This window comes from Pseudomonas sp. A34-9, assembly GCF_029543085.1.
Taxonomy (GTDB): Bacteria; Pseudomonadota; Gammaproteobacteria; order Pseudomonadales; family Pseudomonadaceae; genus Aquipseudomonas.
On sequence record NZ_CP119967.1, the window covers coordinates 1,341,683 to 1,356,791 of the forward strand.

16 protein-coding genes are annotated in these 15,109 nt (G+C 56.6%); 5 read left to right on the forward strand and 11 right to left on the reverse strand.

The window, feature by feature from the left end; genetic code table 11:
* The first annotated feature begins 21 nt into the window (after positions 1-21).
* The 3 genes from P3G59_RS05765 (at position 22) to rpoS (ending at position 2,862) form a co-directional block, all read left to right on the forward strand.
* A complete protein-coding gene (locus P3G59_RS05765; protein WP_171057346.1) occupies positions 22-657 on the forward strand; it encodes a protein-L-isoaspartate(D-aspartate) O-methyltransferase in 636 nt (211 codons plus the stop codon).
* A 212-nt stretch (positions 658-869) separates the two neighbouring features.
* Positions 870-1,748, forward strand: a complete 879-nt coding sequence (locus tag P3G59_RS05770; protein ID WP_277760793.1) for a peptidoglycan DD-metalloendopeptidase family protein — start codon at positions 870-872, stop codon at positions 1,746-1,748.
* A gap of 106 nt (positions 1,749-1,854) precedes the next feature.
* Positions 1,855-2,862, forward strand: a complete 1,008-nt coding sequence (rpoS, locus tag P3G59_RS05775; RefSeq protein WP_007908828.1) for an RNA polymerase sigma factor RpoS — start codon at positions 1,855-1,857, stop codon at positions 2,860-2,862.
* Positions 2,863-3,389: 527 nt separating this feature from the next.
* Here rpoS and fdxA read toward each other — a convergent pair.
* A complete protein-coding gene (fdxA, locus tag P3G59_RS05780; RefSeq protein ID WP_007908827.1) occupies positions 3,390-3,713 on the reverse strand; it encodes a ferredoxin FdxA in 324 nt (107 codons plus the stop codon).
* A 163-nt stretch (positions 3,714-3,876) separates the two neighbouring features.
* Positions 3,877-6,459 carry a DNA mismatch repair protein MutS gene (gene mutS, locus P3G59_RS05785; protein ID WP_277760794.1) on the reverse strand — a complete coding sequence of 861 codons (2,583 nt, stop codon included), beginning with the start codon at positions 6,457-6,459 and terminating at the stop codon, positions 3,877-3,879.
* A gap of 205 nt (positions 6,460-6,664) precedes the next feature.
* On the opposite strand from mutS, the gene P3G59_RS05790 reads away from it, so the two are divergent.
* On the forward strand, positions 6,665-7,885 hold the full coding sequence (locus P3G59_RS05790) for a PIN domain-containing protein (protein ID WP_277760795.1): 1,221 nt from the start codon (positions 6,665-6,667) through the stop codon (positions 7,883-7,885).
* Here the strand turns inward: P3G59_RS05790 and P3G59_RS05795 are convergent.
* The 9 genes from P3G59_RS05795 to P3G59_RS05835 all read right to left on the reverse strand — a co-directional run bounded on the left by P3G59_RS05795 (position 7,882) and on the right by P3G59_RS05835 (position 14,713).
* Positions 7,882-9,135: a site-specific integrase gene (locus P3G59_RS05795; RefSeq protein WP_277760796.1), complete on the reverse strand. Its 1,254-nt coding sequence runs from the start codon at positions 9,133-9,135 to the stop codon at positions 7,882-7,884. The genes P3G59_RS05790 and P3G59_RS05795 overlap by 4 nt on opposite strands.
* Positions 9,102-9,299, reverse strand: a complete 198-nt coding sequence (locus P3G59_RS05800; RefSeq protein WP_034156309.1) for a hypothetical protein — start codon at positions 9,297-9,299, stop codon at positions 9,102-9,104. The genes P3G59_RS05795 and P3G59_RS05800 overlap by 34 nt, the downstream gene beginning before the upstream one ends.
* Positions 9,296-11,287 (reverse strand): DNA cytosine methyltransferase, encoded by a 1,992-nt coding sequence (locus P3G59_RS05805; protein WP_277760797.1) that lies wholly within the window; start codon positions 11,285-11,287, stop codon positions 9,296-9,298. Before P3G59_RS05805 ends, P3G59_RS05800 begins: the two co-directional genes overlap by 4 nt.
* Complete coding sequence (locus P3G59_RS05810) at positions 11,284-11,892, reverse strand: hypothetical protein (protein WP_277760798.1); 609 nt, start codon at positions 11,890-11,892, stop codon at positions 11,284-11,286. Before P3G59_RS05810 ends, P3G59_RS05805 begins: the two co-directional genes overlap by 4 nt.
* Complete coding sequence (locus P3G59_RS05815; protein ID WP_277760799.1) at positions 11,889-12,308, reverse strand: hypothetical protein; 420 nt, start codon at positions 12,306-12,308, stop codon at positions 11,889-11,891. The genes P3G59_RS05810 and P3G59_RS05815 overlap by 4 nt, the downstream gene beginning before the upstream one ends.
* Positions 12,309-12,367: 59 nt before the next feature.
* Entirely contained in the window at positions 12,368-12,685 is a 318-nt protein-coding gene (locus P3G59_RS05820; protein WP_263469715.1) for a pyocin activator PrtN family protein, read from the reverse strand.
* 158 nt (positions 12,686-12,843) lie between these two features.
* The gene (locus tag P3G59_RS05825) at positions 12,844-13,128 is read right to left on the reverse strand and encodes a phage antirepressor KilAC domain-containing protein (RefSeq protein ID WP_277760800.1); all 285 of its coding nucleotides are present in this window, start codon (positions 13,126-13,128) and stop codon (positions 12,844-12,846) included.
* A 10-nt stretch (positions 13,129-13,138) separates the two neighbouring features.
* Positions 13,139-13,729, reverse strand: coding sequence for a hypothetical protein (locus P3G59_RS05830; protein ID WP_277760801.1), 591 nt, complete (start codon positions 13,727-13,729; stop codon positions 13,139-13,141).
* A gap of 261 nt (positions 13,730-13,990) precedes the next feature.
* Positions 13,991-14,713: a S24 family peptidase gene (locus P3G59_RS05835; protein WP_277760802.1), complete on the reverse strand. Its 723-nt coding sequence runs from the start codon at positions 14,711-14,713 to the stop codon at positions 13,991-13,993.
* A 101-nt stretch (positions 14,714-14,814) separates the two neighbouring features.
* Here P3G59_RS05835 and P3G59_RS05840 point away from each other — a divergent pair, with 101 nt between their 5' ends.
* On the forward strand, positions 14,815-15,039 hold the full coding sequence (locus P3G59_RS05840; protein WP_277760803.1) for a helix-turn-helix transcriptional regulator: 225 nt from the start codon (positions 14,815-14,817) through the stop codon (positions 15,037-15,039).
* The last annotated feature ends 70 nt before the right edge of the window (positions 15,040-15,109 follow it).

Here is a 15,109-nt window from a genome sequence, read left to right on the forward strand (position 1 = left end):
CGGCTGCGCAGCGGTATCGGCATGACCTCGCAGCGCACCCGTGAGCGTCTGATTCAGCGCCTGTACGAAGAGGGTGTTTCCAACGCCAAGGTGCTGGAAGTGATTCGGCGCACGCCGCGTCACCTGTTCGTCGACGAAGCGCTGGCCCATCGCGCCTACGAAGACACGGCGCTGCCGATCGGCAATAACCAGACGATTTCCCAGCCTTATATGGTGGCGCGCATGAGCGAGCTGCTGTTGGAGGCGGGCCCACTGGATAAGGTGCTCGAGATCGGTACCGGTTCCGGTTACCAGACCGCGGTGTTGTCGCAACTGGTTGAGCGAGTGTTCTCGGTTGAGCGCATCAAAGTGCTGCAGGACCGCGCCAAGGAACGCCTGGTTGAACTGAACCTGCGCAACGTGGTGTTCCGCTGGGGCGATGGCTGGGAAGGCTGGCCGGCGCTGGCACCCTACAACGGCATTATTGTCACCGCGGTGGCCACCGATGTACCGCAAGCCCTGCTCGATCAACTGGCGCCTGGCGGGCGCATGGTGATTCCCGTGGGTTCAGGAGAAGTGCAGCAATTGTTGCTGATCGTGCGTGAGGAAAACGGCTTTTCCCGGCATGTTCTGGGGGCTGTTCGTTTCGTGCCGTTGCTCAATGGGCCGCTGGCCTGAGCATTTGTTCGCGTCTGCTGAATTCCTTTCGTTCGCCTGTGTCTTACTCCGGCAGCGATGGTTTAAACGCAGCAGATTGTCAGCTTGCAAACGTGTGCGCGAAGCGATTTCGCTTCATTAAAGGTAAAGCCGATACGGCCCGTTATACTTGCGACACCTCATGCCGACATCCGGCATTTCACATTTTTCAGCCACCACAAAGGGAGCGGCGGGTGAGTCTCACAGTCATTGCGCAGCGTATGGGTAACACGAGCTTTCAGCGCCTGGTGACTGGCCTTGTCTTGAGCACCTTGCTGGTCGGTTGCTCCAGCACCAAATCAAGCAATGTGCGGGTGGTTGATCGCAACAATGCGGTGGCCCAGCGTCCTACCGTGACGACCGGACAGTATGTAGTCCGTCCGGGCGATACGATGTTTTCGATCGCGTTTCGCTACGGCTGGGACTACAAAGCCCTCGCGGCCCGGAACAATATTCCTACGCCGTATACGATCCATCCGGGTCAGACGATTCGCTTCGATGGCCGCTCCGGTTCAACACCGACGGCGGCGGTGAGCAGCAGTTCTTCGCCTTCATCGTCGAGTAAAACCACGGTAATCCGGCGTCAGGCAAATGGCACGACGACCACCACAACCACCGGTTCTGCTGGCGGTTCTGCGGGCGTTGCACCGTCCGTCGCCAACAAGCAAGCGCCCGCTCCATTGCCTCCGGCAGGCCCGGCCCCGACCGGCTGGGGATGGCCATCTAATGGCATTCTGATTGGAAAATTCTCTTCAAACGGTAGTTTGAATAAAGGAATTGATATCGCCGGAGATTTGGGACAGCCTGTTTTAGCTGCGTCTGATGGGACGGTGGTATACGCCGGGAGTGGCTTAAGGGGCTACGGCGAATTAGTCATCATCAAACACAGCGAAACCTACGTCAGTGCCTACGGCCATAACCGCAGGCTGTTGGTTCGGGAGGGACAGCAGGTCAAGGTCGGACAGACAATTGCCGAAATGGGGTCAACGGGTACAGACCGGGTGAAACTGCATTTTGAGATTCGCCGCCAAGGTAAACCTGTGGATCCGTTGCAGTTCCTGCCAAGACGTTGATTTGTAAGCCAGCCTGTTCCGTCACGTAGAGGGGACAGGCTCCAGCGCTGCCAAGGATAAAGGCGTCGCTTGAGCTTGGGGTCGAACTCACCAAAGGACTATAACAATGGCTCTCAGTAAAGAAGTGCCGGAGTTTGACATCGACGATGAGGTTCTCCTTATGGAGACCGGCATCGATTCGGATTCGATGTCGAATGATGAAGGGGCTGCTCCACCTTCCGTTCGTTCCAAATCCAAACACTCCGCTTCACTTAAACAACATAAGTACATCGACTACACGCGTGCACTTGATGCCACGCAGTTGTATCTCAACGAAATCGGCTTTTCCCCATTGCTCTCTCCGGAAGAAGAAGTTCACTTTGCGCGCTTGTCGCAAAGTGGCGATCCGGCCGGGCGCAAGCGCATGATTGAAAGTAACCTGCGGCTGGTGGTCAAAATCGCCCGGCGTTACGTCAATCGGGGGCTGTCGCTGCTGGATCTGATCGAAGAGGGCAACCTTGGGCTGATCCGCGCGGTGGAAAAGTTCGATCCAGAGCGCGGCTTCCGCTTCTCGACCTATGCAACCTGGTGGATTCGTCAGACCATCGAGCGCGCGATCATGAATCAGACCCGGACCATCCGGTTGCCGATCCATGTGGTCAAGGAGCTCAACGTGTACCTGCGGGCTGCACGGGAGCTGACGCAAAAGCTCGATCACGAACCTTCACCCGAAGAAATCGCCAATCTGCTGGAAAAACCAGTAGGCGAGGTCAAGCGCATGCTGGGCCTGAACGAGCGGGTTTCTTCGGTCGACGTCTCGCTGGGTCCGGATTCGGATAAAACCCTGCTGGACACCCTCACCGATGATCGTCCGACCGATCCGTGCGAATTGCTGCAGGATGACGACCTGTCGCAGAGCATCGATCAATGGCTGTCGGAGCTGACCGACAAGCAGCGCGAGGTGGTTGTACGCCGCTTCGGCCTGCGCGGTCACGAAAGCAGCACGCTGGAAGACGTAGGCCTGGAGATCGGTCTGACCCGCGAACGGGTGCGGCAGATCCAGGTAGAAGGCCTCAAGCGCCTTCGTGAAATCCTTGAGAAGAATGGCCTGTCGAGCGAGTCGCTGTTTCAGTAAGCACCTCTCACGTCCGCCCGCAGAAAGCCCCGACTGGTTCGGGGTTTTTTGTTGGTCTGGATTTGTTGGCTATCCCTTACCTCTCTGTGCATTGCCGGACGTACGGTTGGCAATTCCATCATTTGTAGTCTCGCGGTGTAAGCCTTGGCTTACTCTTTCGTAAGTGTTCACTATTTTTACAAGACGGCAGACGTCGATTATCCTCGGTATGACTATTTAACTTATTGATTTATATATTTATTTTTTAATGTGAAGTGCTTATTACAGCCCTCCTGCGGTCTCAGGGCCGATTGCTCTCGCCGGGGAATTCTCTAGTATCTGGGTTGTGTCGACGGACAGACACGCCCTTCAAGGAAGAGGGGAATGGACATCGCAGGACGCGATTCATCAGGACGATGAAAAGGAATACAGGGAATAGGGAAAAAATGTGGGCGGGTCATACCGCCCCTTTTTTTGCCCGCAGAAAAGCAAAACCCAGAAAAGCAAAAAGGCCCGCGAGGGGCCTTTTCATTCGAGCGCGCGACAGATCAGCGTTCGAGATCTTTGATCTTGCCTTTGACGCCATCCCACTCTTCGGCGTCCGGCAGCGATTCTTTCTTCTCGGTGATGTTCGGCCAGATTTCGGCCAGTTCAACGTTCAGTTGAATGAACTCCTGCATCTCTTCCGGAACTTCGTCCTCGGAGAAGATTGCTACAGCCGGGCATTCCGGTTCGCACAGGGCGCAGTCGATGCACTCATCCGGGTGAATCACCAGGAAGTTCGGGCCTTCGTAAAAGCAGTCCACCGGACACACTTCTACGCAGTCGGTGTACTTGCACTTGATGCAGTTGTCGGTGACGACGAAGGTCATTTCTAATTCTCTCCTCAGGCGGCGGCAGCGTTGCCCCTTCACGGTTGGGGTCGCCAGGTTCGGGAGCGATACCTGCTGGCCAGGCTATTAGCCAGCAGCATCCCAAACCGCGCGAGATTCTAACAGCTTGAAGCGGTTTGCGTTATATCCGCTTCTTCAGTGCTTATATCCGGTTCTTCAGTGCATAGAGCATTTCGAGCGCACGACGCGGGGTCAAGTCATCCAGATCCAGTTTAGCCAGCTCATCCAGCACCGGATGCGGCAGACTGGCGAACATGTCGCTTTGTTGTGGCGTCGCGGGTTTGCCCTTGGCGGCCGGTTTCGGCGTTTCGTGGGGCAATGCAGTGTCTTCCAGTCGGCTCAAGTGCTCGCGGGCGCGCACGATCACTTCACTCGGCACACCGGCCAACTGCGCCACTGCCAAGCCATAACTCTGGCTGGCGGGGCCCGGCAGCACGTGGTGCAGGAACACGATGCGTTCGTTGTGCTCGGTGGCGTTGAGGTGGACGTTGGCCACCAATGGCTCGGCTTCCGGCAACACGGTCAGTTCGAAGTAGTGCGTAGCGAACAGTGTATAGGCGCGCAAATGAGCCAGGCGCTCGGCGGCGGCCCACGCCAGCGACAGACCATCGAAAGTGCTGGTGCCGCGACCGACTTCGTCCATCAGCACCAGACTGCGTTCGGTGGCATTGTGCAGGATGTTGGCGGTTTCGCTCATCTCGACCATGAAGGTCGAACGCCCTCCGGCCAGGTCATCGCTGGAGCCGATGCGGGTGAAGATGCGGTCGACCAGCGACAGTTCGCAACTGGCTGCCGGCACGAAGCTGCCGATATGCGCCAGCAACACGATCAATGCGGTTTGGCGCATGTAGGTGGATTTACCGCCCATGTTCGGGCCGGTGATCACCAGCATGCGCGTGTTGTCGTCCAGACTGAGGTCGTTGGCCACGAACGGCGTTGTCAGCACTTGCTCGACCACCGGGTGACGCCCCTGGGTGATACGCATGCACGGCTCGCTGACGAAACGCGGGCAGTTCAGGTCGAGGTTCAGCGCACGTTCGGCGAGGTTGCTCAACACGTCGAGTTCGGCCAGTGCGCCGGCGGTGTCCTGCAACGGTGGCAATTGGCTGATCAGGTCTTCCAGCAGTGCTTCGTAAAGCATCTTCTCGCGGGCGAGGGCGCGGCTCTTGGCCGACAGCGCCTTGTCTTCGAATTCTTTCAGCTCAGGCGTGATGAAGCGTTCGGCACCTTTCAGCGTCTGGCGACGGATGTAATCCGCGGGGGCGGATTCGGCCTGCTTGCTTGGCAATTCGATGAAGTAGCCGTGAATGCGGTTATAGCCAACTTTCAGGTGGCTAAGACCGGTGCGCGCTTTCTCGCGGGCTTCCAGATCGATGAGGAACTGGCCGGCGTTTTCGCTCAGCGATTGCAATTCATCGAGTTCGCTGTCGTAACCGGTTTTCAACACGCCGCCGTCACGGATGACCGCAGGCGGGTTGTCGATGATGGCTTTTTCCAGCAACGCCGCCAGTTCCGGGTAAGTGCTGGTGGTGGTCGCCAGACCTTGCAGGTGCGGCGCTTCCAGATCGGTCATTGCCACTTGCAGTTCAGGCAGTGCGCCAAGGGCGTCGCGCAGCCGTGCGAGGTCACGAGGGCGGGCATTACGCAGGCCGATCCGCGCGAGAATCCGCTCGATGTCGCCGATTTCCTTGAGCTGCGGTTGCAGCTTTTCAAAGCGGTAACCGTCGAGCAGGCAAGTGATCGAGGTCTGGCGCGCCAGCAGCACGGTCAGATCGCGCAGCGGACGATTCAGCCAACGGGTCAGCAAACGGCTGCCCATGGCGGTCTGGCAGCGATCGACCACCGATTGCAGGGTGTTGTCGCGGCCGCCGGCCAGGTTGGTGTCGAGTTCAAGGTTGCGGCGGCTCGCACCGTCCAGCACCACGGTGTCGTCGAGGCGTTCGTGGCGCAGGCTGCGCAGATGGGGCAGGGCGGTGCGCTGGGTTTCCTTGGCGTATGCCAACAGGCAACCGGCAGCGCCGATGGCCAGGGTCAGGTTCTCGCAACCAAAGCCCTTCAGGTCTTGGGTGGAGAACTGCTGGCAAAGGCTTTTCAGCGCCGAATCACGCTCGAAATCCCACGGTGCACGACGACTGACGCCACGGCGTTTTTCCGCCGGCAGGTCCCTTGGCCAGTCATCCGGGATTAGCAACTCAACCGGATTGATCCGCTCCAGTTCCGCGAGCAGGTTCTCCCAGCCTTTGATCTCCGACACGCTGAAACTGCCGCTGGTGATGTCCAGCACGGCCAGACCGAACAGGCGCTCGTCACCCAGCAGTGCAGCGATCAGGTTGTCGCGGCGCTCGTCGAGCAGCGCCTCGTCACTGACTGTCCCCGGCGTGAGGATGCGCACCACCTGACGCTCAACCGGGCCTTTGCTGGTCGCCGGGTCGCCGACCTGCTCGCAGATCACCACAGACTCGCCAAGCTTGACCAGTTTCGCCAGATAGCCTTCCGCCGCGTGATACGGAATCCCGCACATCGGAATAGCCTGCCCGGCCGACTGCCCGCGCGCGGTCAGGGTGATGTCGAGCAACTTGGCCGCCTTCTTCGCGTCTTCGTAGAAGATCTCGTAAAAGTCGCCCATGCGGTAGAACATCAGCTGATCCGGGTGCTGATTCTTCAGGCGCCAGTACTGCTGCATCATCGGGGTGTGGGAGGATAAATCTGAAAATTGCTTATTCATCAGTGGGTTAGGGTGTTACGTCAAAAAAAATGGGGCATATTTGGGGCATTTGTACCGACGCAAATCGTCGAGGCTACCCAAAAGGCGCGAGTCTGTTTTAAGGGTATCACGTAGACAGTTCGCTGCGCCTGTACCGCCGCCGGTCTGGTGTCACACAGCGCTGCATGATATTAATGTGCCATTGAAAGTATTTTTGGAGTTAGGCATGAAGGATGTTTTTTCCAGTCATTTTGCTGATGATGCTGAACGGCGCGAAAATTTATGGAAGAACTGTTTTTTTGTGTTTGATACCAACGTTCTTACATCCGTATATAAAAGATCCGATGACGCCCGCGATGCGCTTTATAAGGTGATCGGGTCACTTGGGGATCGCTTATGGATTCCCTATCAGGTAGTTCACGAGTTACTGGATAATCGAGCCTCAATTGCTCATGCTCAAGCGAAACTGTACTCGACCGCTATTGAAGATTTAACAGCTGTGCTTGAAGGGTTTGATAGCACCACTAAACATCCATTCTTGCCTGAGGCACTTCACAGAGAGTTTGTGGGGGTGTCAAGAAAGGTAATTGATGAGCTTGAGTCCAAGCGTGACTTTCATGATTCGCGCTTAACTAATGATGATGTGAAAACTGCACTCGCTGAAATGCTTAAAGGGAAAATTGGTGCGCGTTATCCTGATGATAAATTAAAAAGCATTATCGTTGAGGGGGAGAAGCGATACGCTAACAAAATTCCCCCTGGGTTTGAGGATATAAATAAGCATAAAGGCTCGACAGTTTTTAGCGAGGTTTGCAAACGATACGGCGATTTAATAATTTGGAAGCAGGTCATCGAAAGAGCGAAAGAAAAAGGTAAGCCAGTTATTTTGGTTACTGGTGAGCAGAAGGATGACTGGTGGGATAGGCATGGGGGTAAGACCATTGGCCCCTTGCCTAGGTTGATCGAAGAATTTGCGGAGGAGGTCGGTCAGGATTTTTTCCTTTATAGTCATCACCAGTTCTTGGATCTAGCGAACACCTATCTTGAGCAAAATACTTCGTCGGAAGTAATTGAAGAGGTGAGAGAGGCTGCTTTAAGTGAGGCGTTTTCTTTTAAATTCTACAATGATGATGATGGCTCACTAAGTCACATTTGGTCGCCTGAGAGTAATGAAGCTTTAGGTTATGATGAGACCCATGTTGATCCGAGTTTAGATGTTAGTGGTGCTTCGCTGTCGTCTACAGATGTACGGAGTCTAACAAGGCGCTTAATTGAGATTCAGCAATCGTTACACACAACAATGTCTGGTAGAAGTCCAAATGATCCGAGGGAAGTGCGCAGGAGGAAGCGTATGGCGGAAATGTTGGCGAAAGACGCTGACCTTCTTGCGGAGCAAAATCGTTTGCGAGGTTTGAACCCTCGCAATATTAAGGATGGTGAGCGCTAGCTATTATTAATTTGATGGTGCTTGATATTTTTCCAGATGAGATCTAGCTCGCGTGGTGATTCGTCATCCATCCATTTTGCATAGACTTCGACAAGCATGGTGAAATCCTTGTGGCCCATTTGTTTGGCGATGAACGCGAGGTTACCGCGAGCGGTCAGGCACCAGCAGGCGTAGGTATGGCGAGTCTGGTATGGCCGGCGTGCGCGAATGCCTGAGCGCTTTTGTATGGCTGCCCACTTTGTGTTCCAAGCTGTCGGGACAAACCAGTGGTTAATGACTTTCTTGCGTGCCTGTGTGGTTGGTGACAGCAGCGGAGTGACTGACTCAATGCGGCTTTCATGGCGATTCATATAGATCTCGATGGTCCGAGGCTCATGGTTGGCAACAAGACCAATAAGAGCTTTACACGCGTCGAGAGCTGGGGGCATCAGAAACAGTGTCCGGGGCTTTCCAGTCTTGGGCACTTTGAATGTTCCATCCGCAGTGATCGCTCTGGTTATGTGTATCTCCCCAGACATCAGGTCGACATCCTCCACTGCAAGCCCGCATAACTCCCCGGGCCTAAGTCCTGTGTAAACGGCGAGTGTGATCGCGGCTGAGTCTTGGACGTGTAAGCAGCCTTTATTTATCAGATGGTCGAACTCTGCTCTCGTCAGGGGATCTGGCTCACGTCCGATCATTGCGAAACGGACGCAAGCCGCCGCCAACCCCTCACGGCAATATTGGTTGCTTTCACACCACGCCAAGAAGCCGGCGAAAGTAGCCAGGTAATGGTTAGCCGTCGACGGCGCCCTGGTGGCGATCAGTTGAGTTCTCAGTCGCTGGATATCTTCGGGTAGCAGGATTCCCGCCAAGCGATCCGAGCCTAGCAGTTCGGCGCAGATGTCCAATGCGTAGCCGTATTTTTCTTCGGTCATCGGAGTTATGTCGACAGCCTTCAGCGGTTTGTAACGTTCCATCAATGCCCCGATCCGCTCGTCTTTTACTGCCGTGTAATTGGTCGCATTTTTTGAGTTTGGGAAGTGACGACCGTATTCAAAATGTCCCGTCTTGATCTCGTGAAGAATTGCCGCCCTGAGCAGGGCGGCGTGCTTGATGTTGGCCTTGGTTACAGGCAGGCCAAGGGTCTCGCGGCAGCGAATTCGCCGCCACATGAACACGACGCGAATACTTCCGCCGTGTATTTCAATCCCTTTGTGTTTAGCCAGCTCTGCTTCTAGGCCGCTTGCTGCGGTGCGCTCTCGGCCCACTTGTCATACTCCGTCATGTTGATTGCGATGCGGCCGTCAGGGGTCTTTCGCCAGACTCGGCCTTGTGCCCACGTACCGTTTTTCACCTTGTGGCGAATTGCGTCTTCGCTATATCCAGTGAGTTCGGATGCCCGGTTGATCATTACCCAGCGAGGCAGGCTCATGACTGCATCTCCTGCTGAGCCACGCTCAGAGCAATTGCCACCGGCTGCACCCAGATCGGTACGTTGCTGAGCATGAATGTCTCTCCAGCTTCGGAGAGCAGCAGAGTCATGCCGAACACGTCGGCCATGGCTTTTGCTGCAGCTCGAGGCACGGCGTTGCCGATCCTCTCGCGGTGGCTGCCATCGTTGATTCCGTCCAGCTGGAAGAACCTCGCATGTTCAAGCTTGCGAGCATGTTGCATCACTCGAATGTCACGGGCGGTCTGCGCATCTGTTGACCAGTGATCTTCTGGATCAAACAGCGACTGCAGCGCGGCCAGCTCCAGTGTGGTGAACGGGCGGTGCCAGGTGCCGTCGAGGCTGGTGATCATGCAGGTCAGCCGGTCGTTGGGTGCCGGCATACGCTGATCGGCGACCGACCACCGGCCGTTGTCGTGGCAGGCACTGGCGGACACGGCACCTGCCGGCGTGTTGTAGTCGACGACTCCGTAATGCCCGCCTGTAAGGTAGGCGTCGCCCTTGCTGCGAGACATTCCCGGGCGCGGATCTGCGATCGATAAAGCCCCACTGGCGACCTGTTGAGAGCCGGTCACGGTTTTGGCGCTCCCGCACCAGTGCGTGATCCGCAGCTTTTGCGTGCTGGCGTTCGGGTGCCAGTTTTTATAGGCCGGATCTGCCACAGCGAAAGCGCCTTGCCCGGTGGTGCTGCCGGCGATCACGGTGCCGGCCGGCTTGCTGTAGTCGGTGACCAGGTACTTGCCGAAGCCCGTTGACGGTTGTCGAGGGTCAGCCACGGCCTGCCCGCCGGAGCTGGGGCCGTGCCCTGCCTTGGCAGTGCCGGTGGCTTGGTCGTTGCGCACTACCCGGAAGACGTTGTTGCGCCGTTCGCCGCTCATGCGCGGGTCTGCAACACTGAACGTCCCTTGCCCTGGGCTGCGTTGGCCGGTGACTACGCCGCAATGACGGTTATAGGGCAGCACGCCGTATTGGGTGTATTCGAATTTGCTGGCCGGACGCGGATCCGCGACGGAAAATTTGCCGTTCATAGGCCGGCTCGCACCTGCAACCACACCGGCTGTATCGTCCCAATCGACAACACCGAGTACGCCGTTGTGATATTCCGGCACGATCACAAAGTCACGCAGGTGACCGTCCTCGATCGCAAACCGGCTCAGGCTGCGCCAATCCTTCCCAGCTTCAACTAATGCCAGGCGAACCCACGTTTTCCACTGCAGCGCAGGTACTCGGTGCATCGGGCCTGCCTGTTCGATGTCACCTGCCAGCGGCATGCGGCTCAGCACGTCGCCAACGGCGCGCAGGCTGCGTTTCTCGGGTTCGTAGAGAAACGCCGGCACTTTCTCGACATGTCTGGCCACCAACAGGAAACGCTTGCGGCTCTGTGCCAAGCCGCCGATCTCACCACAGTCGTGGGTGGTCTCGGCGACGGCATATCCATAGAAACTGAGCAGCTTGTTGATCTGGTCGAGCAGGTGACGGCCGCGAGTGGCCAAGCGTGGCACGTTCTCGAAGATGATCAGCGAGACGGGGTTGTGTTTCCATGCCTCGCACATCAGCCAGACACAGCGCAGCGTCAATTCGTTAAGGGCTTGGTACTTCGGTGTTTGACTCATCGTCTCGGACAGCAATCCCGAGGCACCTTTGCACGGACTGCTGATGAATACGGCGTCCGGATCTTCATTACAGGCGGCGCGGCGTAGATCTTCAGCGGTGGCTTCTTTCCAGCCTGCAGGCGGTTCCTTTCCATGGAATGCGGTGAACTGCTCGCGGGTGAATAGATCCATCAGCGTGCCTGGTACGCCGGTCATCATTTGAAAGTCGCGTAGCCCTGCGGGGTCAACGTCAACACCACCCAGGCATTGCCATTCGGCTTGCACCGAACCCAAGGCGGGCTTGGAATCACTAAAGCCTGCGGCACCGCTGCCCAGCCCGCAGCACATGTGGAAGTGTTTGAAAGTACGCTTGATCACAGGCGAACTCCTTTGGCTTGCTGGCCAACGAGTGCTGCGTGCTTCCACGCTCTGCGCTTCCATGCGGCGAAGCCGGCCCGGTACGCGTAATGCTCACGGGCGAACGAGTCGGATGTCTTCGCACCAGGTGCGGTGATGTACGTGCCTCGCTGGGCGCAGTACTGCAGGCCTTCGGGGACTGGGAACTCTTTCTCGTACTCGGCGCGCTCATCGATCTGGGTCTCGTCGACGGCCTCTTGTGACGGGTTTTCAGAGTTGCTGTCAGGGTGCATATACCCCACAGCAGGCTGCGCGGGCGGGCGATTTTGAGCGATTAGCGTTGCATTGGGTGTGGCTGCCTCGCGCAGCTTTTCGTGGGGTATAAGCTCCTCGGTAGTGCTGCTTGAAGAGGCAATAATGCCTGCTGCTTCGCAGCAGAGGCTGTTTGTTTCTAGCGTGTCGACGCTCACTTCTTCGCAGAGCAAAGCGGTCGCGGATTGGGTGTTGTGCTGATCCATTTGCATGCCGCTTTCCTCAGTGGTTCGATTGCGCGTTGGTTCGTCTGCCGCTGGTGAGGCGTATGCCGTGTCGCGGTGGGTGTTGGAGTGGGTAAGGATCTCGCTCATGCGGCGTCTCCCACATCAAAGGGAGCCAGTTGCTCTGCCATGTCGAGAGCTCGGTCGCGCAGTGCGCGAGTGTCGCGCTCCAGTTTTTTGCCTGTGCGGAATGCACTGAATGTCTCGGCGGCAATGCGAAGTTTCTCGGCGATTTCCAGCAGTGCCAATCGCTCGGGGCCTCCGAATGCCATCGCGATCTGCAGACGTTTGCAGTGATGTGACAAGCGGGTGTGGTCGGCCTTGATGAAGTCGAGAGATGCCCTTAATTCGCGAACCGTCTTGGCACTTTCGGCGTGCTGGATCTCGTCGCTTTCCTTCATGCCGGCGGATATGCCGTCGGTGTGTCCCATGAAGTAACCTGCCCAGACGAGTAGTCCGGCGAATACGATTAGGGCGATGAGCGCGCAGATCTGAATTGCGGTCATGTGGTGTGCTCCTGGTGTTGTCATTGGCTGGTGGTGGCAGCCGTTCGGTTTTGTTGGGGTTACTCGCTGGTGTCGTCCTGCTGACGCTGCATGTCTTCGTCGGCCTTGTAGGCGCGGATGTCGATCAGGGAAGCGACGTGGCGGATGTGTGCGTACTTCGGTGCCTTGCGGCTGGTGTCCAGCGTGGTGATTGGGAGCTGGATGCGGCCGCTGCTGATCTCGGCCACGAACGATTGCTCGTTGAGGTTGCGGAAGTACTGCTCGCGCACTTTGTCGAGCGGGATCAGGACGTCGCCGAAGATGCGGTAAAGCAGTTCGACGGTGGCTGACTCCGGTGCCGGGTGTAAGCGGAGCGGGTTTTGTGCTGTGTTACTCATGGCTTTGTTGGGCCTCCTTGCGTTGTTTTCTGGCTGGGTGGTTCCAAGCGTTCAAGCAGTGCGTTTTGGTCAGCTCGCGCAGATGTTCGGGCACTTCGAGGAGCGCGGCGTTGCGCTCCTCTCGTGTCCGCATGGCGATGATCTGGCGGGCGTATTCCCTAGGCCACGTCACGGCTGTCTGCCGGAATGGCGGGTAGGTCGATTCCCAACTGTTCAGCCAGCCAACGGATACCGGGCTGTTTGATCCGGGTCGATTGGCTGTACTGCATGCCGAGCTTGTCGTGGTACCACTGGCCGTCCTTTATTCGCAGATAGTCGCGATCACGGTTGGGATAGGCCGGTAGGTTGCGGTCGTTGAGGAGACCTTTTTCACGCATGCGTGCGATGAGCTTCGGACGAGTCAGGCCGAGGTGGGTTGCGGCTTGGGCGAGGGTGCGTTCCATGGTGTGCCCCTCATGCCGCGTGCGCAGCTGGAGTTGCCGCTGCAGCAAGGTGGTTGATGGACTCGCTGACCTTGCCGTAGATCTCGACATCGCTGCCGTACACGGTGAAGCAACGGGTGTGCGGGCTTTTGTTGCCGATGCTCAGGATGGTGGTGACACCTGATCGAGATTGAGTGCGGTGGAGCGCGATGATTAGTGGGTAGTCGAAGCCCATGTCGAGGTTCAGCACGCCGCCGGTGCGCACCAGTTCAAACACTCGTTGCTTATCCGATACCTCAAAGCGGCCGTATTCGCGGCTGGCGTGGGGGCGATGCAGCAGGTCGCTGGTATTGCTCTCGTCGAACGGGCCGTTGGCTATCTCTTCGATGAAGTCGGCTAGCTTGAGATGCATCTTCTTTTCGTTCGGCAGGGTCAGCGTGTGGCGTTCGCGTCCCAGCTCCACGACGAAGGTGCTTTCCGAGATGCCACGTTCAACCTTGAGGCGAAAAGCCAGACACTCACGCTTGGGAGCAGTCCGTAGGACGTGGTTGAAAGTCTCGGTCAGATTGACCTGAGCATTGAGCAACTGCAGGGTGCGGTTGTCGATTTTATACTTGATCATGCTGCATGCCCTCCGCCGTTTGGATTGACTGGGGCAGGAGTGCTGCGAGCTATCTGCTTCGGTTTGCTGATAGCGAACGCGCAGCCGTACTCGCGGGCTAGGCGCCGGATCTCAAAGATTTGGAAAGGGTTTGCAGCGGCCGGGTGGACATGCAGGGTTGCTGTGGTGTGCATGATGTTGCCTCGCTCTGTGGTGGAAGAGTGAGGCAAATATCACGCAATGTGCTTATTCCTGTCAACACGAAATGTGATTATCTGATCACTATTCGTGTAGAAAGCGAGATGATTTAAGAATTCCACCAACTAGGTGGATCTCTTTGACTTCAGACGCGGCGATATGAATGGGAGAGTGCTCAGCGTTCACGCTGTCGAAACGATACATGCCATCGCGAAGATAGATGAACTCCTTAATCATCGTTCTCCCAGATTCTGTTCGCACCACTACTTCATCTCCGCTGCAGTAGCTTTTGTTCGGCTCAATCAGAACGTATTCACCATTTTTGATTCGGGGAAGCATGCTGTCCCCAGTTACCTTAAGACCGTAGGCATCCGGATCATCGCTGTAGATGTTCAGATATCCGTCTCCATGACCTGGAGGGAAATCGAGTGCTTCAAAATATCCTTCATTACCAAGTTGCGCGGTTCCTACCACTGGGACGCTGCCGGCTTTTGGCATACCCGCCGAAAGTAGCCCTTGCGCCCGTTGAGACTTCAAAGACGGGGGGGTACTGATGTCGTAGATGTTTCCCGCCGCGTCGGTGTAAACAGTTGGGGTCGGACCCTCAACACCCTTAACCAATTCGGCAAGCGGAAGGCCTAACGATGCAGCGATCTTTCCCAGATCTTGCAGGTTGGGTTGGCGTGTTCCCTTTTCGTAGTTGCCGATTCGAGATTGTGATTCCCAGCCACAGGTGAGCGCCAGATCCTTCTGGCTCAGACCCTTGGCCTTCCTGAGTGTTTTGATGCGCGAGCCTAGTGTGTTCATTTGGCATTTTTACCACGCATTGAAATGTTTTTTTCGCACTTTACGTGTTGCAAAAATCACGTTTCGTGTTTATTGTTGCCTCCAGTTTAAGGAGGTGTTTCATGAATAGGATCGCTAGTTTTCGAGAGGGAGCAGGTATCAAGCAGCGAGACCTGGTTTCAGCGCTCGGATGGACACAAACTCGGGTGAGCAATTATGAGTCAGGACGGCGGGTCGCCGGTCTTGCTGAATCGCGGGCCATCACTGCCGCTCTCAACCAGCTTGGTGTCAAATGCTCGCTTGATGATGTTTTCCCACCAGAGATGAACATTAAAAAAGCAGCTTAGAAAAAAGGCGACCTAAAGGCCGCCCAGTTCCTCCCGGCACGCACCACCACAGCGCTGTCGGGTCGCGATA

Excerpts from the sequence above, each read along its gene's own strand:
- P3G59_RS05765 (WP_171057346.1), top strand. The coding sequence starts at position 22 with ATGACCTCGCAGCGCACCCGTGAGCGTCTGATTCAGCGCCTGTACGAA.
- rpoS (WP_007908828.1), top strand. The coding sequence starts at position 1,855 with ATGGCTCTCAGTAAAGAAGTGCCGGAGTTTGACATCGACGATGAGGTT.
- fdxA (WP_007908827.1), bottom strand. The coding sequence starts at position 3,713 with ATGACCTTCGTCGTCACCGACAACTGCATCAAGTGCAAGTACACCGAC.
- mutS (WP_277760794.1), bottom strand. The coding sequence starts at position 6,459 with ATGAATAAGCAATTTTCAGATTTATCCTCCCACACCCCGATGATGCAG.
- P3G59_RS05790 (WP_277760795.1), top strand. The coding sequence starts at position 6,665 with ATGAAGGATGTTTTTTCCAGTCATTTTGCTGATGATGCTGAACGGCGC.
- P3G59_RS05800 (WP_034156309.1), bottom strand. The coding sequence starts at position 9,299 with ATGAGCCTGCCTCGCTGGGTAATGATCAACCGGGCATCCGAACTCACT.
- P3G59_RS05810 (WP_277760798.1), bottom strand. The coding sequence starts at position 11,892 with ATGAGCGAGATCCTTACCCACTCCAACACCCACCGCGACACGGCATAC.
- P3G59_RS05815 (WP_277760799.1), bottom strand. The coding sequence starts at position 12,308 with ATGACCGCAATTCAGATCTGCGCGCTCATCGCCCTAATCGTATTCGCC.
- P3G59_RS05820 (WP_263469715.1), bottom strand. The coding sequence starts at position 12,685 with ATGAGTAACACAGCACAAAACCCGCTCCGCTTACACCCGGCACCGGAG.
- P3G59_RS05825 (WP_277760800.1), bottom strand. The coding sequence starts at position 13,128 with ATGGAACGCACCCTCGCCCAAGCCGCAACCCACCTCGGCCTGACTCGT.
- P3G59_RS05830 (WP_277760801.1), bottom strand. The coding sequence starts at position 13,729 with ATGATCAAGTATAAAATCGACAACCGCACCCTGCAGTTGCTCAATGCT.
- P3G59_RS05835 (WP_277760802.1), bottom strand. The coding sequence starts at position 14,713 with ATGAACACACTAGGCTCGCGCATCAAAACACTCAGGAAGGCCAAGGGT.
- P3G59_RS05840 (WP_277760803.1), top strand. The coding sequence starts at position 14,815 with ATGAATAGGATCGCTAGTTTTCGAGAGGGAGCAGGTATCAAGCAGCGA.